This is a genomic window from Paenibacillus sp. ATY16 (assembly GCF_003399985.2).
GTDB classification, from domain to species: Bacteria; Bacillota; Bacilli; order Paenibacillales; family Paenibacillaceae; genus Pristimantibacillus; species Pristimantibacillus glycanilyticus.
In genome coordinates, this window is record NZ_NMOK02000043.1 from 1 (window position 1) to 22,610 (window position 22,610).

The 22,610-nt window shown below is 55.6% G+C and carries 19 protein-coding genes; 15 read left to right on the forward strand and 4 right to left on the reverse strand.

The genetic code is table 11. From position 1 onward, the window contains the following. Positions 1 to 193 precede the first annotated feature (193 nt). The gene (locus CFI03_RS23905; protein WP_201007435.1) at positions 194 to 1,060 is read right to left on the reverse strand and encodes an AraC family transcriptional regulator; all 867 of its coding nucleotides are present in this window, start codon (positions 1,058 to 1,060) and stop codon (positions 194 to 196) included. Between the two features lie 90 nt (positions 1,061 to 1,150). Between CFI03_RS23905 and CFI03_RS23910 the strand changes: the two genes are divergently transcribed. Then, positions 1,151 to 2,257 (forward strand): Gfo/Idh/MocA family protein, encoded by a 1,107-nt coding sequence (locus CFI03_RS23910; protein WP_248760359.1) that lies wholly within the window; start codon positions 1,151 to 1,153, stop codon positions 2,255 to 2,257. A gap of 3 nt (positions 2,258 to 2,260) precedes the next feature. Continuing rightward, the gene (locus CFI03_RS23915; RefSeq protein WP_248760361.1) at positions 2,261 to 3,157 is read left to right on the forward strand and encodes a sugar phosphate isomerase/epimerase family protein; all 897 of its coding nucleotides are present in this window, start codon (positions 2,261 to 2,263) and stop codon (positions 3,155 to 3,157) included. A 753-nt stretch (positions 3,158 to 3,910) separates the two neighbouring features. Here CFI03_RS23915 and CFI03_RS23920 read toward each other — a convergent pair. The 3 genes from CFI03_RS23920 to CFI03_RS23930 are packed head-to-tail and all read right to left on the reverse strand — an operon-like array spanning position 3,911 to position 5,688. Beyond that, positions 3,911 to 4,753 carry a 1,4-dihydroxy-6-naphtoate synthase gene (locus CFI03_RS23920; protein ID WP_248760363.1) on the reverse strand — a complete coding sequence of 281 codons (843 nt, stop codon included), beginning with the start codon at positions 4,751 to 4,753 and terminating at the stop codon, positions 3,911 to 3,913. After that, positions 4,750 to 5,412: a futalosine hydrolase gene (locus CFI03_RS23925; RefSeq protein WP_248760366.1), complete on the reverse strand. Its 663-nt coding sequence runs from the start codon at positions 5,410 to 5,412 to the stop codon at positions 4,750 to 4,752. Before CFI03_RS23925 ends, CFI03_RS23920 begins: the two co-directional genes overlap by 4 nt. Before the next feature lie 60 nt (positions 5,413 to 5,472). Then, entirely contained in the window at positions 5,473 to 5,688 is a 216-nt protein-coding gene (locus tag CFI03_RS23930) for a hypothetical protein (RefSeq protein WP_127499411.1), read from the reverse strand. Between the two features lie 154 nt (positions 5,689 to 5,842). Between CFI03_RS23930 and CFI03_RS23935 the strand changes: the two genes are divergently transcribed. The 13 genes from CFI03_RS23935 to CFI03_RS23995 form a co-directional block, all read left to right on the forward strand. Further along, positions 5,843 to 6,913: a lactonase family protein gene (locus CFI03_RS23935; protein ID WP_248760368.1), complete on the forward strand. Its 1,071-nt coding sequence runs from the start codon at positions 5,843 to 5,845 to the stop codon at positions 6,911 to 6,913. A gap of 103 nt (positions 6,914 to 7,016) precedes the next feature. Then, a complete protein-coding gene (locus CFI03_RS23940) occupies positions 7,017 to 7,952 on the forward strand; it encodes an aminoglycoside phosphotransferase family protein (RefSeq protein WP_248760370.1) in 936 nt (311 codons plus the stop codon). Between the two features lie 316 nt (positions 7,953 to 8,268). Continuing rightward, positions 8,269 to 8,814: a TetR/AcrR family transcriptional regulator gene (locus tag CFI03_RS23945; RefSeq protein ID WP_248760373.1), complete on the forward strand. Its 546-nt coding sequence runs from the start codon at positions 8,269 to 8,271 to the stop codon at positions 8,812 to 8,814. Between the two features lie 211 nt (positions 8,815 to 9,025). Further along, complete coding sequence (locus CFI03_RS23950) at positions 9,026 to 10,462, forward strand: MFS transporter (protein ID WP_248760378.1); 1,437 nt, start codon at positions 9,026 to 9,028, stop codon at positions 10,460 to 10,462. Between the two features lie 893 nt (positions 10,463 to 11,355). Continuing rightward, the gene (locus tag CFI03_RS23955; RefSeq protein ID WP_127499371.1) at positions 11,356 to 12,120 is read left to right on the forward strand and encodes a YveK family protein; all 765 of its coding nucleotides are present in this window, start codon (positions 11,356 to 11,358) and stop codon (positions 12,118 to 12,120) included. After that, positions 12,107 to 12,793 (forward strand): CpsD/CapB family tyrosine-protein kinase, encoded by a 687-nt coding sequence (locus tag CFI03_RS23960; RefSeq protein ID WP_201007449.1) that lies wholly within the window; start codon positions 12,107 to 12,109, stop codon positions 12,791 to 12,793. Before CFI03_RS23955 ends, CFI03_RS23960 begins: the two co-directional genes overlap by 14 nt. A gap of 67 nt (positions 12,794 to 12,860) precedes the next feature. After that, a complete protein-coding gene (locus tag CFI03_RS23965) occupies positions 12,861 to 14,690 on the forward strand; it encodes a polysaccharide biosynthesis protein (RefSeq protein ID WP_248760380.1) in 1,830 nt (609 codons plus the stop codon). 40 nt (positions 14,691 to 14,730) lie between these two features. Then, complete coding sequence (locus CFI03_RS23970) at positions 14,731 to 16,137, forward strand: oligosaccharide flippase family protein (protein ID WP_248760383.1); 1,407 nt, start codon at positions 14,731 to 14,733, stop codon at positions 16,135 to 16,137. Beyond that, positions 16,134 to 17,375, forward strand: a complete 1,242-nt coding sequence (locus tag CFI03_RS23975) for a polysaccharide pyruvyl transferase family protein (RefSeq protein WP_248760385.1) — start codon at positions 16,134 to 16,136, stop codon at positions 17,373 to 17,375. The genes CFI03_RS23970 and CFI03_RS23975 overlap by 4 nt, the downstream gene beginning before the upstream one ends. Then, positions 17,372 to 18,511, forward strand: a complete 1,140-nt coding sequence (locus CFI03_RS23980) for a glycosyltransferase family 1 protein (protein ID WP_248760388.1) — start codon at positions 17,372 to 17,374, stop codon at positions 18,509 to 18,511. Before CFI03_RS23975 ends, CFI03_RS23980 begins: the two co-directional genes overlap by 4 nt. Continuing rightward, positions 18,501 to 19,865 carry a hypothetical protein gene (locus CFI03_RS23985; protein ID WP_248760390.1) on the forward strand — a complete coding sequence of 455 codons (1,365 nt, stop codon included), beginning with the start codon at positions 18,501 to 18,503 and terminating at the stop codon, positions 19,863 to 19,865. Before CFI03_RS23980 ends, CFI03_RS23985 begins: the two co-directional genes overlap by 11 nt. Continuing rightward, the gene (locus tag CFI03_RS23990) at positions 19,840 to 20,520 is read left to right on the forward strand and encodes an acyltransferase (RefSeq protein ID WP_248760399.1); all 681 of its coding nucleotides are present in this window, start codon (positions 19,840 to 19,842) and stop codon (positions 20,518 to 20,520) included. Before CFI03_RS23985 ends, CFI03_RS23990 begins: the two co-directional genes overlap by 26 nt. Positions 20,521 to 21,253: 733 nt before the next feature. Next, positions 21,254 to 22,610: glycosyltransferase family 4 protein (locus CFI03_RS23995; RefSeq protein WP_248760401.1), on the forward strand; the 1,357-nt coding region annotated here is incomplete at its 3' end.

Here is a 22,610-nt window from a genome sequence, read left to right on the forward strand (position 1 = left end):
ATCTTGGTACACAGACTATTTTACGTCATCCGCGCACAGGTGAAATAAGACCCTTGCGGGGTCTTATTCGGTACCATTAGAGTAACTTGAGTTGCGATAAGACCCTGACAGGGTCTTATTAACTTGCGGCAGTCCTTGAACGGACCTACCTTGGGCGCGCACAGGTGAAATAAGACCCTCCCGGGGTCTTGGTTTATTTCGAACGCATGTTGCGGCGGAACAGCTGGGGCGCTTCCCCGGTAATCTTCTTGAACAGCCGCGAAAAATAAAACACGTCGCCGTAGCCAAGCGCCGCTGCGATTTCCTTGACCGTCTGCTCGGTGTTGAGCAGGCGGTTTTTGGCTTCGGCCATTTTTAGCCGATGGACGTATTCGTGCAGGGCGAAGCCGGTATACTCGCTAACCGTACGGCGCAGCGTAGATAATGCCCAATGATGGCGCTCGGCAAAAGCCGCCGCGTCGAAAGGTTCATGCAAGGTGCCGGATAAGGCCTGGAGCAGCTGGGCAAGGCGCGCCGTCTTGCCTTGAGCGGTTGGCGAGGATTGACAGCTCTGCACCCAGTCGTAGACGAGAGACTCAAGCGTAAGCGCAGCTCGGTCGGCGTCGGCCGGGGTGCCGCTGTCCATCAGTGCAAAGATGCGGTCAATCCGGTTCTGCGAAGAAGCATCCTCACCCGGATGCATGACCGCGTTCGGGAGGATCGGCCAATGCTCGAGCCACTCCCGATGCCTTGATCCCTCAATGGTGAAGTAATACTCGTCCCAATAGCCGCCTGGGTCCGGCCCGTAATCATAATGAAAGCCGGGCTGGAACAAGAACAAGCTGCCGGCCGTCACCTGCTGCGCCTCTCCGCGGTCGACGCGGTAGGTTCCCGAGCCTCCTGCAATATATACGATCGCCCAATATTGAAAAACCGCCCCCTGCCGAAAATGCGTTCGACCGGGCAAATAGCCTACGTTTCGAATAACGAGGGAACGAACGGACAGCTTGGCGGGATCCACCGTTAAATCGATCATGCGAAGGGGTTGCGAACTGATCATATAATCCATGATTTGAGCCATGCTGTTCATTCCTCTCTTTTTATACTCATGATAAATTGAACATAGAGCAGGTTGCAACTGATTATAGGAAACATGGAGGAGATGCTGGCAATGACGAAATTAAAGGTTGGAGTTATTGGGGCAGGGTCGATATCGGGCTCGCATTTGCATGGCTATTCGGTTCATCCAGAGGTGGAGCTTGCGGCAATCGCGGATTTGAACGGGGAACGAGCGCGGGAGAAGGCCGAAGCTTACGGCATCCCTCATGTTTACGATAACTATAAAGATTTGCTGGCCAATCCGGAGATTGATGCGGTAAGCATCTGTACCTGGAATAACAGCCATGCCGAGATTGCGGTGGCGGCGCTGGATGCCGGCAAGCATGTGCTATGCGAAAAGCCGCTTGCCAAGACGGTTGAACAGGCGCTTGCCGTACAGGAGGCTGTCCGACGCTCCGGCAAGCAGCTGCTTGTAGGCTTCGTCCGCAGATATGCCGACCAGGCGCAGCTTGTGAAGCAGTATGCGGAGAGCGGGCAGCTTGGAGACATTTACTATGCCAAAGCATCGGCAATCCGGCGGTTAGGCAACCCGGGCGGCTGGTTTGCGGATTCCGAACGCTCGGGCGGAGGCCCTCTGATTGATGTCGGCGTACATATGATTGATTTGTGCTGGTATCTGATGGGCAAGCCCAAGCCGGTTTCGGTCAGCGGCAATACGTACCGGAAGCTGGGCAACCGGTCGCATATTGAAGGCTTAAGCTTCTATAAGGCGGCGGACTACGACGCTTCGCTTAACGATGTCGAGGATATGGCCAATGCGCTCATCCGCTTCGAGAACGGCGCTTCGCTGTATGTCGATATCAGCTACACGCTGCATGCCGCGCAGAACGAAATGAGCAGCAAAATTTACGGCACCAAAGGCGGAGCCGAGATTGATCCGAAGCTCGTGATCGTAACCGAGCAGTTCAACAAAATCGTGAATATCGAGCCGCAGCTGGATCATCTGGCGTTCCAGTTCCAGGACAGCTTCGACCTGGAGGTAGCTCATTTCGTCGATTGCTGCTTCGGCAAAGCCGAGCCGATCAGCCCGGTAGAGGATGGCGTGGAGTTGATGCGGATGCTTCAGGCGATTTATGAATCGGCGGCTCTTGGAGCGGAAGTAGTCTTGAATACGGAGGCTGCGGCTTCAACTGCCGCTGCAGCGAAGGAAGGAGTCTAATTCATGACGGAACTGGCCAACATAAAGGTTAACAATCCAATTGGCGTAATTGTCGAGAGCTTTGGGATTGGCTTAAACGAAGGGTTGAAAAAAGCGGTTGAGGTTGGAGCGGAAGGCGTGCAGATTTACGCGGTAAGCGGCGAGACCGATCCTGCCAATCTGTCCGCGTCGGCTCGGCGCGAGCTTAAGGACCGCATTGCGTCGCTTGGGCTTACGATTTCCGCTTTGTGCGGCGATCTTGGGGGACATGGCTTCCAGGATGCCGAGGCTAATCCGGCCAAAATCGAAAAGTCCAAGCGGATTCTCGAGCTGGCGCTTGATTTGGGAACCAATATCGTAACGACGCATATCGGCATCGTGCCGGAAGATGCGAATTCGCCGATCTACGCTGCGATGCAGTCATCCTGCGAAGAATTAAGCAGCTACGCAAGCAGCATGGGAGCTTATTTTGCGATTGAGACGGGTCCCGAGCCTGCTGCGCGATTGAAGTCTTTCCTGGATTCGCTTACGACAAACGGCGTATCGGTTAACTTCGACCCGGCCAATATGGTTATGGTGACTGGCGATGATCCGGTTCAGGGCGTTTATTTGCTGAAGGATTATATCGTGCATACGCATGCGAAGGACGGAATTAAGCTTGCGGCCGAGATTGATCCGCGCGTCGTGTACGGATACCTGGGCTTTGCGGGGATGAGTCATGACATGATCGCCGATATGGCGAGCGACGGTCCTTTATTCCGCGAGGTTCCGCTTGGGGAAGGCAGCGTTCCGTTTGACCGTTATTTGAAGGCGCTGAAGGATATTGGGTACAACGGCTATTTGACGATTGAACGGGAAGTCGGGCATCGTCCGGAAGAGGATATCCGCAAGGCAGTGGAGTTCCTTCGAGCATTCCGGTAAGGGATTTAGCGCTAGTCTGCCCTTATGCAGGAGGCCAATGCTTCCAAATGACAGATTCCGGTGTAAACCGTTGCAAAATGTTAATATTTAGACTGTATACGCTCCCGTATTGTCCGTTAATATAGTAGTAATAGGCGAGAAGGGGGTAGTTACAGATGAATGTTCCGGTTGGGGTTTGGATTTTTGCTGCCATCATCGTTGTGTTGCTCACCTGGATGACCCTTTGGGTCACTAAGAAAGCATATTCGAAAAAATGGGACGATTCCGACGTGTAGTCGGATCGTAAGGAAATAGATAAGAGCTGCCCGACTGCGGGCAGCTCTTTTTCGTTCTGCCTCCGCTCGCGCGGAAGCTAGAGAAGGACGAGGGCTTAAAGATGCGGGACATCGCAAAGGTGGGCGGAAACGTGTGGAGGTAGGCAAAAAGTAGCTGAGCTTAAAGATGCGCGGCATCGTTAAGGAGGCGGAAATTCGAGCTGGTGAGTGCTTAACGATGCGCGGCATCGCTAAGGTGTGCGGAAACGTGTGGAGGTAGGCGGAAAGTAGCTGGATGGTTGAGCTTAAAGATGCGCGGCATCGTAGTTGAATCTATTTTGAGCTATATTTGGTCCAATGACCTGCAGTTTTGCAGCAGGATGCTCCAATTAGAGTATCGGATGCCGGATGACCTGTATTTTTACATTACAATCAACTAACTAAAGCTATAAAAAGGGAGTCCCCATCACCATAACGGTTGATTGGGACTCCCTTAAGTTTAACCCGGGAATTCGAGAAGGGCCGGGTCGATTGCAGGAACGAGACCTTCGTCGGCTGCGCGGTTCAGCAGGGTTGAGATTGCGGCATAACCGCTGCTGCCCAGATTGCCCGTGAAGTCGTTCACGTACAAGTTGATATGCTGCTGGGCAACGGAAGGATCCATCTCCTGCGCATGCTGCATGACGTAGTCCTTCGATGCATCAGGATGCTTCCAAGCATACTCGACGGATTGCTCGATCCAGCTGGAAAGAGCGCGCAGGTCGAGCGAGCGGCGGGCGATAATGGCGCCAAGCGGAATCGGCAGGCCGGTATCGGATTCCCACCAGCTGCCGAGGTCAACCAGCATGGAGAGGTCGTAATTCTGGTAAGTGAAGCGGGCTTCGTGAATAACAAGACCGGCGTCGATCTTGCCATCGCGTACGGCAGGCATGATCTCGTGGAACGGCATCACGATAATTTCGCCTACGCCGCCGGGAACATTTTGCGCTGCCCATAGACGGAACAGCAGATAGGCAGTCGAGCGTTCGCTAGGTACGGCCACTCTTTTGCCGCTGAGGTAAGACGCGTCCTCCAGCTTGTCTTTTGTGAGAACAAGCGGACCGCAGCCCCGGCCAAGAGCGCCGCCGCATGGCAGAAGCGCGTAGTCTTTTAATACCCAAGGCAGAGCAGCATAGGAAATCTTGAGCACATCAAGATCGCTGTCGCCGCTTGCCGCCAAATTGTTCGTAATGTCGATATCGGCGTACATCACATCAAATTCCGGAGCACCCGGAACCAAACCATGCGTCAGGGCATGGAATACAAACGTGTCGTTCGGACACGGGGAAAAAGCGATTTTCATACCATAACCTCCCGTAATACGGAGCTTGCAGCTTCAAGAGACTGCAGAGCGTCCTTAATCCGCCAAGCGCTGCGGTCACGCGGGCCAACCGGATTCGAAATTGCGCGCAGCTCCAGCACGGGCAGACCCGCGCGGCGGGCAGCAGCGGCAACGCCAAAGCCCTCCATCGCTTCCGCGGCAGCGCCGGGAATCCGCTCGGCCAGCCCGGCAGCCGTCTCCGCGGAGCCAGTAACCGTAGATAAGGTAAGGACGGGGCCAAGCGCGGTCTGAAGTCCGGCAGCCTGAAACGCCGAAGTCAGACGCTCGGCCAGCTCGCCATCCACCTCGATATGAGCGGAACCGAAACCAAGCTTGTCCACGCTGTGGAAGCCTTCCGGCGTCTCGGCGCCAAGATCGGCGGCAATGATTGCGCTGGAGACAACCAGCGTGCCCACCTCGGCACGTTCCTTAAATCCTCCCGCGATACCTGCGGAAATAACAAGGCGATAGGCATTGCGACCAGCCAAAGCAAGGTGCGTTGCCGTACTGACGGCGGCTTCCACCGGACCAACGCCGGCTTCCATTACCTCGAAGCGTTCGTCGCCGTTAAGGCCGCGCAGGACGGCATCCCGTTCAACCGCAACGGCGGTCATAACGAGTATTTTTCCATTTTCGCTCATGCTGCAAACTCCTTTAATATTTCAGTACTAAAGTATTATAACGCTAAATAAAGGCGCCTGTCATTTTTTCCGGACTTCGAAAAACTCGCATTCCGCCCTTGTATAGTAGACGAGGTCGCTCACGCTGGACTGAATGACAACGATACTGTCGTCGAAACGAATGACCGTGCCGCCGTTGTTCACGATAAAGTCGTCCTTGAATACGCGTACCGGATATTTGCGCTGCACCGCTTCTTCAAAATCCGGATCGGTCATCAATTTACGGTTGATAGCCACTTTTTGCTTTCGCTCCTTTCGTAAATAAGGGATTCGCTAAAAACAGTGTAGGCTTATTTCGGGCTGTTGTCCATGCGGAGCGTAAGGCTTGGTTTATGCCGGATGAGAGGGTACAATATAAGGAACATTCTATAAAAGCAGGAGGATATTATTCATGACCTTACATAATGACAAATTAACGGTATTTATCGGTTCTTACGCGGAAGCGGACAACAGCGGCGTGTACCGTTACGAATTTGATACGGCAGAAGGGATGCTGACCCTTAAGGAGCAGGCATCGGGATTAAAAAACCCAACCTTCCTTAACGTTGATGCGGCGAACAACAGACTGTATGCCATTGCGGAAGGCGCGGATGCGGAAGGGGCGAAGGTTGGCGATGCGGTTGCTTTTTCGATCGAAGGCAGCGGCCTTGAGCAATTGAACCGTAAGCTTGCCATTACAGCGCCGTCTTGCCATATTCAACGCGATGCGGACAGTGAATTTGTACTGCTGTGCAGCTACCATGGCGGCCGGATCAGCCTTGTGTCGCTCTCGGATAACGGGGAAATCGGAGAGATTCTCGATATTCAGCAGCATGAAGGAAGCGGTCCTCATCCGAACCAGAAAACGCCGCATCCGCACAGCACGAACTTCAGCCCGGACGGCAAATATATTTTTGTACCGGATCTTGGGATCGACCGGATCGTTGCTTACACGTTGGATAAAGAAAACCGCAAGCTGGTCCGCCACGGCGAGACCGTGGTGCAGCCTGGCGCGGGTCCACGCCATATGACATTCCATCCGAATGGTCAGTTCGCTTTTGTGATTAACGAGCTGGATTCGACCATTATTTCCTTCCGTTACGATGCGGAAAAAGGTACGCTCGAGGCCGTCCAGACGGTGCCGACTCTGCCGGAAGGCTTCGCTGAAGTTAATGGCACCGCGGAAATCGCGATCTCAGAGGATGGACGTTTTCTCTATGGCTCGAATCGCGGTCATGACAGCCTTGCCGTATTTGCGGTCGACGCGGAGAGCGGCCAGCTGACGCTGGTTGGGCATGTGTCGACGGAAGGAAAACATCCGCGGCATTTTGCCTTGGTACCGGGCGGTCAATTCGCGATCACGGCGAACAAGGATACCAATAACGTAGCGGTATTCCGCATTAGCGAGTCGGGTATGCCTGTGTATACGGGCTATTCAATCGAAATTTCCCAGCCGGTATGCGTGATTCCGGTTCAGCTGTAGTCGTAAAGAGCGGCAGGGAGAGTGTACGTGAAGCGGAATTCGAGGATTTGCGAGCGTACACTCAGGGTGAAAAATTGTGCGTAAGAATGCCGGGGGAGAGTGAATGATGCAGATTCCAGAGCATTTGTATCAGACGATCAGATCGGTTCACGGCGAAAAAGGCGAGCAGTGGCTGGCGGGCTTCGATAAGCTGCTGCAGGGCTGCGAGGAAAAATGGGGGATGACGGTGGAATTGCCGTCTCCTTTTGTTTTGTCGTATAACTTTGTGGCCCCGGCCGTGCTGCGGGACGGAACGCCCGCCGTGCTGAAGCTTGGCGTGCCAAGCCGGGAATTCCGCACGGAGCTGGCGGCGTTGCGGCTTTATGATGGCCGAGGCGCGGTGCGCGTGCTTGCCGCGGACGAGGAGCGGGGCGCGCTATTGATTGAGCGCGTCCAGCCGGGGGTGATGCTGTCGTCGTCGGGATTGAGCGACGACGATGCCGTGCTGGCGGCCGCCGAGGTGATGCGGCGGCTGGCGGTTCCCGCGCCGGACGGGGGAGAATTCCCGTCCGTAGCGGACTGGGCCGCGGGCCTCGCCCGGCTGCGCCAGCGGCATGGCGGCGGCACGGGGCCGCTGCCGGAGCGCGTGGTCAGCCGCGCGGAGGAGGTTTTTCGCCGCCTGCTCGAAGAGGGCGGCGGCGGGTTGTTCTTGCTCCATGGTGACTTGCACCATGGGAATATTTTGTCTTCGGGTCATGGCGGGCCGGGATGGCTGGCCATTGACCCGAAGGGTGTGGTTGGGGAAGCGGAATACGGAACGATTCCGCTGCTCTTGAACCAGCTGCCGCCGAAGGGGCAGCGGGAAGTGATCCGGCGCCGCGTGGAGCTATTATGCGGCGCCCTTGGTTTGGACCACGCCAGGTTACTGGCGTGGGGGTTCGCTCATGCGGTGCTGTCCACCGCATGGTGCGATGAAGACGGCGTCGGCGATATCCCCGCCGCGCTGGAGCGAGCAGCTTGGTTCGAGGAGCTGCTCGATGAACTGAATCAAGGACAATAAGACGGAAAAACCATCTTGCAGCAGGGAAAGCGCGCGAACACGAGGGTGAAGTGGCTGAATAAGAGGAAAAAACCGTGCTACCGTGGAGCAGACGCTTGATTGTGGGGCAGAAGCCCGAACGCGGGCAACTCTAGCCAAATAGCAGGCAAATTCCCTGCTATAGCGCCCGACGCCGAGGCCTGCCTACTGTTCGCCTACCGAAAAAGCCGACATCCGTCGGCTTTTTCCATGTCAAAGAAATTTTCCTGGATGGAGCCTATTGACATTTCCAATCGTATACAGTAATTTATTGATAAATAAATAAACGAGGTTGCCTATGACGCCAAGAGAAAAAGACTTCAACGCTGTAACGAATCGGAAAGAGCAGATATTAGATGCAGCTGCCTCGCTATTTGCGAATAACGGGTATTACAAGACAACAACCGCTATGGTTGCTGCAGAGGTTGGGGTCACCCAGCCCTACGTGTTTCACTTTTTCAAAACGAAGGAAATTTTATACCTCGCTGTCCTCGAGAGAGCGCAGAAGCGTTTGATCCATGCTTTCTCCCAGGTAGAAGCCCCGGCGGAAATGCTCCACCATCATATGGGGGAAGCTTTCAACGAGCTGATGGTCACCCACCGGGATGAGACGCTGCTCTGCATGCAGTCTTATACGACACCGGAGCCGAACGTCCGCGCGATCGTAAAACAGAGATTCGCCGAGGTGCACCAACTGATTAAAGAACGGTTCGAGCGGGCAGGAATTCCGAATCCAAGCCAGCAAGCCTCAACCTTTATCGCCTGCGGGATGGTCATTACAATGTCCGAGATTCTCGAGCTTCCCATACTTGGCGATTTGGGACAACTGGACCATACCGACTAACCTCCCAACCCCAGCCGCTCCGGCTGCCTGATAAAATCCGTTTGCTTCACAGCGGATTTTTTTAAAGGCTATTCATTTATTGATTAATAAATAATTAACAAGAGGAGGACCAAGCATGCATCTGATCCGCCATCCCATCTAAAACTATATTTTTTTACGCTTGTATTTATTAATCAATAAATAAAAAACCAAAAAAAGGAGAGATTTAAACATGGTTTCTACCGCTTCCCGCATTCGGCTGCTTGTTGTTACCTGTATCGCCTTGTTTATGGCTATGCTCGACAATCTGGTTATCGGGGTGGCGCTGCCATCCATCCAGGAGGAATTTCACGCCAGCATGTCCGATCTGCAATGGTTCCTCAATGCGTATACGTTAGCTTTTGCGGTGCTGCTTATTCCGTTTAGCGCGATTGGCGACCGTTTTGGCCGCAAAAAAATATTCCTGCTCGGCATCGTGTTATTCACGCTTGGCTCGCTTGCTTCGGCCCTCAGTACCAGCTCCATCGAGTTGTCGCTGTCGAGGGCGCTGCAGGGGATAGGCAGCGCAGCGATCATTCCGCTCAGCTTAACGCTTGTGAATGCGGCCTTCCCTCCTGAAAAACGCGCCGCGGCTATCGGCCTATGGTCCGGTATTTCCGGATTAGGACTATCGATTGGACCGTTGGTCGGCGGAATTATTATTAATGGCGCGCCTTGGGAAATGGTCTTCTGGATTAACGTACCGGTCGGCATTATTGCCGTTATCCTCGGTGCGTTATGGCTGACGGAATCGAAGGGTGAACGCAAGCCTCTGGACCTTCCGGGGATCGTGCTTCTTGGATTATCCTTGTTCGGCATCGTGTTTGGTTTAATGCGCGGCAACTCGGAAGGCTGGGATGCCTTTAGCGTATGGGGGGCTATTGCAGGCGGCGTGGTCCTGCTGCTCGGTTTCTACTTCTGGGAGCGCAGCCGGAAGCAGCCGTTTGTTCAATTCGATTATTTCAAAAGCCGGACTTACAGCGCTTATCTATCTGCGGGCTTTTGGATGAATGCCGGAATCTTTGGCGCGATCTTCCTGCTGACATTGTTCCTGCAGCAAGCCCAAGGCTATTCGGCTCTAGGAGCGGGCGTTAGAGAAATGGTCTGGACCGTCTGCACGATGATCTGCGCACCGCTCGCCGGGCTGCTCGTTGGCAAATACGGCTCGAAAAAGATTTTGCTCTTTGGGCTTTTCCTCCAGACGGCCGCTATGATCTATTTTGCCCTTATGATTATCGGCAAGGGCGCGATCTTCCCGTTCGGCTATATGGTTCCGGCGATGATGGCGGCTGGCGCGGGCATGGGCTTCAGCTTTACGCCGCTGTCCCACGGTATTCTGACGTCCGTTCCCGAGCATGCAGCCGGCGAAGCAAGCGGTTTGAGCAATGCATCCCGCGAGCTGGGGGGCGTGTTTGGCGTAGCGATCAGCGGTCTGATCTTCGAAAGCGGCGGTGCCATCACATCGCCGGAGGCGTTTGGCGATCATCTCGTTCCGGCGTTGTTTGTTCTTGCGGCCATGCTTGCGATCGGCTTCCTGTCGGTTACGTTCCTGGTTCGCCGGGGCAAGCCCGCGACGACTGCCGCAAGCGAAACTACAGTTCCAACACCGCGAGTCGAAACAAGCAATTAACAATTCCTTCACTATTATATAGAAGAAACAAGTCCAGTCCGGTCGTTCAACGATCCGGCTGGGCTTGTTTTTGTATGTCAAAAAAGCCAACGCATGATTTGCTGCCCCTGTTGGAAACGGTTACAATTTGTCGCGAAGATCGGTCCTGACGGACTACGGGACCATGGTTCGGAACCCTTCGGCAGCCGAGTCCATTGTCCATCGTCCTACCGCTGGACTAGCTTATTTTACAATTGGTTTATAGACAAAGGCGGGAATGAAGCGGAAAAGAGGTTATTTTCTATGAAAACGGTCGGAATTAAAGGCCGGTTAGCTGTTTCATACGGGATAGCCCTTCTTCCGACAACTAAAAAAAAGCACAATCCTGCCATTTCAGGGGCCAATGGACTCTGAATTAACGTCAAACCTAGGCCAACGGGCAGGAAATCGGGAGGGTTAGGGAATATGAGAATCCTCTTATCCTTTTTACCCTCCCGGGCATTATCCCGATTATTGGACAGCTGTATGGCGAAAGTCCCTTGCCTACGGTTTTGAATGCGACTGTCTGTAGCAATTACCCTTTCCTTCCATCCCCGCGAAAGCCTGATACTATGCGGCGCAGCGCCATTTTCCCGGACGTCCTGATTCTATGCCTTAGGTTGTGTATGGAATACCTATATAAACATCGTTTTTGCATGTAATAAACATGAAAATTACTGGAAATTTTTATCTCTGAACGATTAATTCTTGATTAGAAATATGAAACGTTAGGAAAATCAGCATGTAATACATAGGCAAAAAATGATAACTGCCTCCTAATTGAAAATATTACCTTCTTCCCTCTATGTTCCCATAACCCTTGTGACATAATCAAAGTCGAATGTTGATGGAAAGGGATGGAGGTTATTGTCGTTTTGAGCAGCCAACTGGATTTAAAAGAAATAGTGTGGCTCATTCGGAAAAAGCTTTGGCTGGTCATTCTCGTGACCGTACTCGGTGCGTCAGCGGCTGGAGCCTACAGCGCCTGGGTGATGAAGCCCGTCTATGAAGCCTATACGAAGCTGATCGTCAATTCGACAGCGGGTCAGGCGGGATCGTTCAAGCTCGATCTGAATATGATCAACACGAATTTAAGCTTAATCAATACGTACAAGGAAATTATCAAGACCCCGGCCATTATGGACCTGGTGGTAAAGAAGCATCCTGAGCTTGGGCTGACAACGGAGCAGCTGATGCATAATATCCGGTTCAGTTCGGTGAATGGCACGCAGGTGGTCACCATCTCTTATCTGGACACGGATTACAAAAGAGCGGCGCAAGTCGTTAATACCGTCTCTTATGTGTTCCAGCAGCAGATTCCGCTCATTATGAAGGTCGACAACGTGTATATCCTTCATACCGCTGACTCGAACGACCAGCCGGTGAAGGTGAAGCCGGAGACTAAGCTCAACATTGCCATCGGATTTATCGCCGCATTCCTGCTGTCGATCACGCTGGTACTGGCTCTTAATTACTTTGACGATACGTTACGGACAGAAAGCGACGTGGAACGGTATCTTGGCCTTCCTACGCTGGCAGCCATACCGAATATTAAGCAAGGCGATCTGAAGCCGAAGGCGTTAGCCATTGGCAAAACCACGATAGGAATGGAGGGGGATAATCGCAATGTCTCGCAGTGATCTTAAGCTACGCCCGGTCGTGGCCGAAGCCAACCCAACCTCCCCGATCTCGGAGGCTTACCGTACCTTGCGTACGAACCTGCAATACGCCGAGACGGACCGCCCGCTGCAGCTTCTGATGGTTACCTCGGCGGGTCCGGAAGAGGGCAAGTCGACAACCATTATGAATCTGGCCGTTACTTACGCGCAGATGGAGCGGCGAACCATTCTGGTTGATGCCGATCTCCGGAAGCCAACGTCCCATTACAACTTCGGACTCAGCAACCGCACGGGACTGTCGCATGTGTTATCCGGGCAGGCCGACCTCAGTGAAGTCATTAAGGAAACCCGCATTAAGGGGCTGGATGTCTTGCCTTCCGGGCCGGTACCGCCCAATCCGTCGGAGCTTCTGGGATCTTCCCGAATGGAAGAGCTGCTAGGAAAGCTTCGCGAGCAGTACGATATGGTGTTGATCGACACTCCGCCGGTATTAGCCGTAGCGGATGCGCAGGTTGTCGCCAACAAATGCGACGGCGTCCTGCTGGTCGTCAATGCGCGTACCGGCAAAAAGCAGCATGCCATCAAAGCGAAAAATGCCCTGCAATTCGTACAGGCCAGAATCGTTGGCATCGCGCTTAACCAGACCGCCCATCGCGAAGCGGGACCTTATTACGAATATGTCGATCGGACGTGAGACGAACCAGACTCTAAAGCAGAACCATATATAGATAAACGCAAAGGGAAAGAGGAGGAAAATAATAATGCGGGCTCATTATCGGACAAAAGTTATTGTGGCGGGGGATCTGGCAGCCGTGCTTGCCAGCTTCGCCATCGCGTACGCGCTTGAACCTTCGGCGCCTCAAGGCGGGACTGCTGCATGGTTGTCTTATGCAGCGTTAGCGGCAGTCGTTGGCTTCTGGCGGCTTCACCGGCTCCGTCTTCACCGCCGGATCTGGCAGTATACCGGCATTTCGGACATGCTTTGCTTGCTGCAGGTTTCCCTGATCTCGGCTGTTGTTCCGTTTGCTGCCTGGTGGGTGATGCAGGGAGAAGCTCATCCGCTGCTTATGCTGCATCACGCGGCAGGCACTTTCCTGCTGCTTACCGCTCCGCGTCTTGCATGGCGTATCTTTTGCGATAAATACAGCGTGAGCAAACCGGCCGGCGGCCGTCGCGCTCTTATTATCGGAGCAGGAAGCTGCGGGACCATGATTGCGAAGGAAATGATGCAGAACGACGGCGTCAGCGTAACGCCGGTAGGTTTTATCGATGACGATCCGTATAAGCACCGCATGGATATCCTGGGGCTGCAGGTTCTCGGCAACCGCAAGGAGATTGCTTGCGTGGTGGAATCGCATCATATCGACGAGATTATTATCGCGATGCCTTCGGTATCGAAGACTCAAATCTCCGAGCTGGTTAACCTTTGCAAAACAACGAAAGCGAAGCTGAAGATCGTTCCGGATCTTCAGGATATCATTGATAACCGCGGCGCGGCAGGCCGCATGCGCGATGTCAGCGTAGAGGACCTGCTTGGCCGCGACCCGATCCGTACCGATCTCGAGCACATCGCCGGATACGTACAGGATAAAGTGGTTCTCGTAACGGGAGCGGGCGGTTCGATCGGCTCCGAGCTTTGCCGCCAGATCGCGCCTTTCAAACCAAGCAAGCTGCTGCTTCTTGGCCACGGCGAGAACAGTATCTACACGATTGAAATGGAAATGCGCAGCTCATTCCCGCAACTGGCTATCGAGACGGTTATCGCCGACGTACAGGACCGCACGCGGATCGACAGCGTGTTCGCCAAATTTAGGCCCCAGGTTGTTTTCCATGCCGCCGCGCATAAGCATGTTCCGCTGATGGAACGCAACCCGGCGGAAGCTATCAAGAACAACGTATTCGGTACGAAAAACGTCGCCGAATGCGCGGATGCGTACGGAGCGGAACGCTTCGTGCTGATCTCGACGGATAAAGCCGTTAACCCGACTAGCGTAATGGGCACAACCAAGCGGATCGCCGAGATGTTTATCCAATCTCTCGACATGCACAGCAATACGAAGTTCGTAGCCGTACGGTTCGGCAACGTGCTTGGCAGCCGCGGCAGCGTTATTCCGCGCTTCAAGGAGCAGATTGTCAAGGGCGGTCCGGTAACGGTTACCCATCCGGAGATGGTGCGTTATTTCATGACGATTCCGGAAGCCGTTCAGCTCGTTATTCAAGCAGGCTCGTTCGCCAAGGGCGGCGAGGTATTTATTCTCGATATGGGCAAGCCGGTCAAAATTTACGATCTGGCCGTCGATCTGATTCGCTTGTCGGGTTACGAGCCGCATGTCGACATCGACATTACGTTCTCCGGCATGCGCGAAGGCGAGAAGCTGTATGAAGAGCTGTTGACGAACGAAGAAGGCCTGTCTTCCACGAAGCATAACCGGATCTTTATCGGCAGACCGGTGCAGCTCAACCGCAAAGAGCTTGATTTCGAGATTCGCAAGATGGAAAAGGTGCTTGGCCAGCATCCGGACGATATCCGCGCGGTTCTGCAGCATCTGGTTCCAACCTACCGCAATGGCGGCGCAACGGCTGCCGGTTAACGCGGTTAACTAATGTTTATCTTTTTGAGGAGTGTGCAGCATGAAACTCGGCGGTAAGGAGGGCAGCGCCTCAAGCGCAAGCGCGGGCGCAGGCTCCATTCGAACGCTTATTACTTCGCGGCTCAGCCGGGGAGGAGGCGCCAGCTTCCTGATCAACTCCGTTGGGATGGGACTGGCGATGCTGCTGCAGATTGCGCTGGCCCGGCTGCTCGGCGTACAGGATTACGGGATATACGCTTTTGTAACTACGGTCGTAACGTTTATGGTTTTCCCGGCGAAGCTTGGCTTTGATACCGCAACGGTAAAGCTCGTCTCCGCCTATCGGGTGAAAGGCGACTGGCCATTGATCAAAGGGCTGCTTCGCCGGAGCAATCAGATTGGTTTTACTCTATCCGTTCTAGCCGCGCTTATTGGCATTGCCGTAGTTGCCTTGATGGACTGGGGCAGGGGCGGACAAGGCGGAAGCGAAGCCCATGCCAAGACGATTGCTTATATCGCCGGATTTGCCGCGATTCCGCTTCTTACTCTTGCCACCTTGCGCCAAAGCGCGCTGCAGGCGATGAAGGATGCGTTATTCGCGCAAATGCCGGAAAAGATTATCCGCCCGGTACTGACGATTGGTTTTGTCGCGGCGCTTGGCGCTGCCGGAGTGAAGCTTGGCGCCGCGATGGCGCTGCTCTGCTTCGCGGTCGCAACGGCTGTCACCTATGTGATTGGCGCGATTGTGCTGAAGAAGCGGATTGGCTCGCAGACGGCTGCGGTCAAGCCTAATTACGAGACGCGAGGCTGGCTGCGATTATCATCGTCGTTAATGATTAATGCCGGCATGTATTTGATTCTCGGACAATTAAACGTGTTAATGATGGGCTTTATGCGGGGAGAGACCGAATCGGGCCTCTTCTCGGCAGCGGTCCGGCTGGCCGTCCTGGTGTCGTTTATGCTGACCGCCGTGAATATGACGGCATCGCCGCTTGTATCCGAAAAGTATGCAAAAGGCGACATGGCGGGACTCCAGCGGGTGTGCATCCGTACGGGACGGATCGGATTTGCTTTCGCGGCGGTTGTTTTTGCCTACTTCGTGGTGCTTGGCCATTGGACGCTTGGACTGTTTGGTCCGGAGTTCACGAAGGCTTATCCGTCGCTGTTGATCCTGGCCTTCGGCCAGCTGTTCAGCGCTTATTGCGGGCAGAACGGCACCGTCGCTACGATGACCGGACGCCAGAACGCGCTCACCAAAGTGCTGATCGCAGCCGCGGCCCTTAATGCGGCGCTTAACGCGCTGCTGATCCCAACAATGGGTATGCTTGGCGGAGCTCTTGCCTCTACGCTGTCGATTATCGTCTGGAACTCGGCAGCCGTGCTGCTCGTTAGACGCAAACCGGGCGTTCAGACGCTGGCTTGGGCGCCAAGCTTGTCATTCGCAAGAAAGAGGGGGAATTACTCGTGAAGAAAGTATTGTTGGCGGGGGTTCCGAAATCGCCGAATTTGGGCGATGGCCTCATCGCTTATACGTTAAACCGGATTATCTCCATGCGAGGCAAACATCAGGTTATTCACTTCGACCTGCTTGACGGCCGCTGCGATCAATCGATGCCGATCTACTCGGCGCGGGGCGGTCTGCATTATGCATTAGCGGGCCCGCCGGCATCGGCGGCCGCGGAATATGCTTCGGCACCGGCCGTGAAGCTGAACAGCGCCGGCTCGGGCAAGAAGATGACTCCGGATGCGCTCCGGCGCCTGAAGGCTTATTGGATTCACCGCGGCAAGAACGAGAAGCTGAACCGCGAGCTGCAGCAGGCAGTGGAGGAATCGGAAGCGGTATTTATCGGGGGCGGGCATCTGCTCATCGATACGTACTGGACGTTCCCGCTGGCTGTCCGCCGCGTGGCGGATGAGGCGAAGCGCCAAGGCAAGCCGCTTCATATTTTGCTGGTTGGCGCTCGCGGGCCTTGGAGCACGCAGGCGAGGCGCTGGCTGCTCGGAGCTTGCCGGTATGCCACGTCGATCGCGGTGCGGGACGAAGATTCGCGGCGTTTCCTGCTTGACCTTGATGCGAAGCTTGCGGTCAAGACGGTTACGTTAGCCGACCCGGCGTTGTTCACGCCGGAGGCTTTTGGCCTGACGGAGGCAGCGGCGGGACAGGAGAAGTCGGGGAGACGAAAAATTGGCCTTGGCGTGATGGACCCGCATGAAATGAACCGTCACTGCGAGCTCCGCTGGGAGCGCGAGGCTTGCGCGGATTGGTGGCTGCAGGCGGCGAAGGTCGCGATTGGAGCCGGCCATAACGTAAGCTTCTTCACTAACGGCGCGGCATCGGATAACGCGTTTGTCGAGGAGTTCGTGAAGCCGCGGCTGGCGGGTTTGAAGGGTGTCGAGTTCACTCCTTATCCGACTACGGTCGAACAGCTGGTGGGCACGATTGCCGCCTGCGATACCGTTATTGCGCAGCGGCTTCATGCCTGCATTCCATCGCTTGCGATGGGCAAGCCGACGTACGGTCTGATCTGGGACCGGAAGCTTGAGAATATTTTCGCCGATCTCGGCATGAAGAGCCAGCTGATCGACTTCCGCGAGAGCAGGCAGCAGCTTGCCGCTGCGGTAGACGGCCGGATGGCGGACTCGGGACCGGCCATTGACGCCAAGAAGCTGCAGCTCTATGAACATATCGGGAGAATACTGCCATGAGCCATACCAAAATCAAAGTGCTGCATGTCGTTGGACGCATGCATCCCGGCGGCATCGAGACGCTGCTGATGAATGTATACCGGAACATTGACCGGGACAAATACGAATTTCATTTTGCCGTGCAATCGCCGGAGCCGTCTTTCTACGACGAGGAAATCCGGGCGCTGGGAGGAACGATCTTCGTTCAGCCGCCGCCAAAGGACGGAATCCGCTCCTTCCGCAAGCAGCTGACGGCTAACATGAACAAATACGGTCCTTACGCCGCGGTACACAGTCATGTATTCGGCTTCAGCGGGTACGTGCTTAAGCTGGCGGACAAGCTGGGCGTGCCGGTGCGGATCAGTCACAGTCACAACACGAGCGACAGCAAGTCGACGTCGCTGGTTCGCAATCTGTACCGTTCGTATATGCGCAGCTTGATCAGCCGTCACTCGACCAATATGCTGGGCTGCTCGCGGGCGGCATGCGAGTCTCTCTTCGGGGACGGCTGCTGGAAGGACGGACGCGTAGACGTGTTCCCGAATGCCATTACGCTCGCTCCTTACGAGTCGCTTGTACGGGAGAACCGCGAGGAGCTGCGCCGCCGCTTCGGCGCCGCAGAGGATGAGCTGCTTATCGGCCATATCGGCCGGTTCAGCAAGCAGAAGAATCACGCGCTGCTGCTGGACAGCTTCGCAAGCCTGGTCAAGCAGCGTCCGAAGTCCCGTCTTCTGCTCTGCGGCGACGGGCCGCTGCGGCCGGAGATGGAAGAGAAGGCTCGCGGGCTTGGGATCGCGGACAAAGTCAACTTTTTAGGTCTCCGCAAGGATGTACCGGAGCTGCTTGGCTCGCTGGACGCCTTTGTCTTGCCGTCGCTCTATGAGGGACTTGGCATCGTGCTCATTGAAGCGCAGGCTGCTGGCGTGCCGTGTCTGATTTCCGAGACGGTACCGCGGGAAGCGGATCTGCGAATCGGCTTAATCGAGCGCCTTGCGCTGAACGATCCGCCGGAACGCTGGGCGGAAGCGATGGCCAGCATCGGCGAGCGAAGAGCCCGGGGCGGCGGGGAATGGCAGGAAAGAGCGGCAGCGCTGGGCGAGCGCGGCTACGATATCCGCGTAAGCGCGGAAAAGCTGGAGCGTCTGTATGCAGGCTGACCGTTTAGTCGATACGCGGAAAATCATGCTGGTGGGATATTCCGTCCTGCTGATTCTGACGGCGAAGTGGGCTTTTGCCGCGGATGAAAGGCTCTCGCTCATTCTTTACAGCGGATTGCTGCTGCCGTTCTTCGTGCTCATGCGCTGGCCGAATGCGCCGGTGCTGCTGATGGCGAGCTTTACGGCTACGCTGGCGGGCAAAGCCATCTATGCGGCAACCGTCAATCCGCTGGCCGGGCCGGACGAGATCCACTACTACGAGCAGGTGACAACCTTCGAGAAGCTGTCGCAATTTATGCCGTATGCCATGGAGCAGATTCAGACCAGCTGGATGAACATTTCCGCTTACCCGGTATTTGGCCTGCTGTATATGCCGTTCTTCAAATGGCTGGAGCTGGACGATCCGCTGGCGATTATTTTGTTCAACACGGTGCTGCTCATTCTGATCGTCAACAGCACGTACAAGCTGAACGCAGGCCGCTTCGGGTACGAGCTTCCGGATCCGGAGAACTCTAAGCAGTCTTTTGTTATCGTCTCGGTGGTTGGATTAATGCTTAGTCCGTCGCTGATGTACATGTCCTCCTTGTTCGCAAAAGACATTACCTGCGTATGGCTGGGACTGCTTGGAGCGCAGCTGCTCGTTCGCAAGAGATGGCTGCTGTTCATCCTTGTCATCGTGTACGCGACGGGGCTGAGGGATTACGCGATTATCTATACGCTCAGCTTTTACTTCCTGTACACCCAGAAGGTCCGCACCTCTCTGTGCGTCATGGCTGGGGCGGCTGGACTTTTGTTCCTGCAGATTGGGCCGCTTGGCATCATCAACGCGACGATGCTGTCGATCTTCCTGTTCCTTAGTCCGAATCCGATCAACTTCAGCAACTGGGAGCCGGAGCTGCTGCTTCGCACGCTAGAAGCGGTGTTTATGGGCATTATCCTGATGATCTCGGTCTATCAGGCGATCGTCTACAAGGAGACGAGAAAGTTTTATCTGATGGCAGCCGCGCTGATCTTCACCTACGCCTGCACGCTGGTGCTGGTCGGTTATGTCACGATTACGGGACGGGAACTGGACTATGGCGTCGGGACGATCGGGGACAACATGGTGCGCAAGAAGCTGCCGGTACTGCCGATTCTTTATACGATTGCAGCCTACGCCATTATGTGGTGCCGCAAAATCTTTATTCTGAAACATCGGAAAATTCAGTCTTTGAAGGCTGAGCAAGACCGCGAGTTGAAGCAGCAAGAGGCTGCTCGCGTGCCGGCTGGAGGTGCGGCAGCACCTGCTTGGCATGAAAGGCTTGCCGGCGGAAAGGGGGCGCAAGGACATGGCGGAACAAGAACAACGACGTAGGGCAGGTGAATGGACGGGAGATCGATTGGAACGGAGTGCGGCCCATAAGACGAAAAAAAGAGGCCGCGATCAGTTCGGCCGGTTCCGCGGCCTGCTGCGTATAGCGGAGGCCATGCTGAAGCCGGTGCCAAGGCCGCTGCTGCAGTGGATGTGGGTGCTAAGCGACTGGCTGCCGGATTTGCCGGGCGTCGCCATGCGGTACGTCCTGCTGAGAAGAATGGCGAGGCGCTGCGGCGACAACGTGTTGATCGGACGCTCTGTGGAGCTCCGTTATCCGGAGCGGCTGGTCATTGGCTCGAATGTAAGCATTCATAAGCAATGCTATATCGATGCATACGGCGGACTGATCATCGAGGACGAAGTGTCGATCGCGCACCAGTCTTCGGTTGTCTCGTTCCAGCATACCTGGAACGATCCGTCGCTTCCGATCCGCGACAACCCGGTCATGGGCTCGGCGATCCGGATCGGCCGCGACGTGTGGATCGGCTGCGGCGTGCGTATCCTGGCCGGCGTCGAGATCGGCGCCCGCGCGGTTGTAGCCGCCGGCGCCGTGGTGAACAAGCCGGTTGCGGCCGGCACGCTCGCTGCCGGCGTTCCGGCACGCGCCGTGAAGAGCATCGGGGCGGGGACGGCCCCCGCGCCGGAAGGCGCGTAGCAGCGGCTTAAATGCCGGCGGAAAGGCGGCAGCCACGGGGTATTTAAGGTCCTTAAGGGACCTTAAGCTGCGAAAGAAGCAGCTGGTTAGGGTCGTTAAGGTCCCTGAGGGACTTTATGGCGCGGGAAGAGGCGCAAAAGTCGGCGGAAAGCGGCAGTTAGAGGATAGTTAAGGTCCTTAAGGGATCTTAAGCTGCGAAAGAAGCAGCTGGTTAGGGTCATTAAGGTCCCTGAGGGACCTTAGGGGTAATGTTGGACGCGCCCGAGGCGGGAATAACCGCCACCGGGCGAGCGAATAAGGCCCTGCGAGGGCGTTAAACGCCCGCACCAGGGCATGAGCAGGGCTGATAAGACCCCAACAGGGTCTTATCACGGCCAGCAAGCCGCCCGAGGTGGGAATAACCGCCACCGGGCGGGCGAATAAGGTCCTGCGAGGGCGTTAAACGCCCGCACCAGGGCATGAGCAGGGCTGATAAGACCCCGACAGGGTCTTATCACGGCCAGCAAGCCGCCCGAGGTGGGAATAACCGCCACCGGGCGGGCGAATAAGGTCCTGCGAGGGCGTTAAACGCCCGCACCAGGGCATGAGCAGGGCTGATAAGACCCCGACAGGGTCTTATCGCGGCCAGCAAGCCGCCCGAGGCGGGAATAACCGCCACCGGGCGAGCGAATAAGGCCCTGCGAGGGCGTTAAACGCCCGCACCAGGCAATAGAAACAGAAGGAGGGAAAGAACATGAAGGTGCTGTGGGCACATGACCATACGTTTTATTTTAACGAATCGGGGAAATTTTTCTCCGGCGGAAAGCTGCCTTATGCGGTGTGGGAACGGTATTTAGGCGTATTCGACCAGATTACGGTTGCAGCCCGGGGCAAGAAAGCATCCTCGGATGAAGATATGGCGGGCAAAACGCTGTCGAGCGGACCTAATGTGGATTTCCTTGTGCTTCCGTCACTGAGTAATCCGGTCAATAAGATGACGAAGCGGGGCTACATCGAGCAGCTGCTGCAAGAGGCGATCGGCAAGGCAGACGCCGTTATCGCACGCGTGCCAAGCGAAATCGGAGCCGAAGCGATCCGGGTTGCGCGCCAAATGGGCAAGCCTTATGCGGTTGAAGTCGTAGCCTGCGCTTGGGATGGACTATGGAATTACGGCAATCTGCAGGGCAAGCTGTACGCGCCGTTCTCGCTGAACCAGACAAGGACAATCGTGAAGGATGCGCCTTATGCGCTGTATGTAACGGAGCGGTTCCTGCAGCAGCGTTATCCGAATGTCGGCGGCAAGACGGAATCGTGCTCCAATGTGGAAATTCCGGAGCCGGGCGACGAAGTGCTGACACGCCGGTTGGAGCGACTGCAGGCGATGAGCCCGGATTCGCCGATGACGATTGGGCTGATCGGCTCGCTGAACGGCCGCACGAAAGGGATCGACATCGCCCTTCGCGCCATTGCCAAAGCGAAGCAGCAGCTGCCTTCAGTCAAGTTCCGCGTGCTTGGCGACGGGGACCCGGCGCGCTGGCAGGCCATGGCCGAAAAGCTCGGCATCGGAAGCATGGTCTCTTTCGAAGGCGTGCTGCCAAGTGGCGGGGCCGTATTTGAATGGCTGGACGGCATCGATTTGTACCTGCAGCCAAGCTACCAGGAAGGACTGCCGCGGGCCACGATTGAAGCGATGAGCCGGGGATGCCCGGTGCTTGGCTCTACGGCAGGCGGCATTCCGGAGCTGATCCACGAAAGCTGCCTGCATCGTCCGGGCCAAGTCGGCCCGCTGTCCGAGCAGATCAAACGCGCGACGTTTGACCGCCAATGGCTGAAGGAGCAGGCGGAACGGAATTTCGGCAAGTCGAAGCAATTCACGAAGCAGCGGCTTGATGCGAAGCGGCAGGCATTCTGGCAGTCTTTCGGCGATATGGTGCGGCAAGGGGCTTTGAAGGATTCGGTAGCGGAAGCCGCGGCCGCGGCGGAACAAGTTGTTACGGACACAACGGAGCAAACCGAGACCTATACAAGCAGCGAAACAACAAACACAAGCGCAAACACAAACACAAACACAAGTGCAAACACAAGTGCAAACACAAGTGCAAACACAAGTG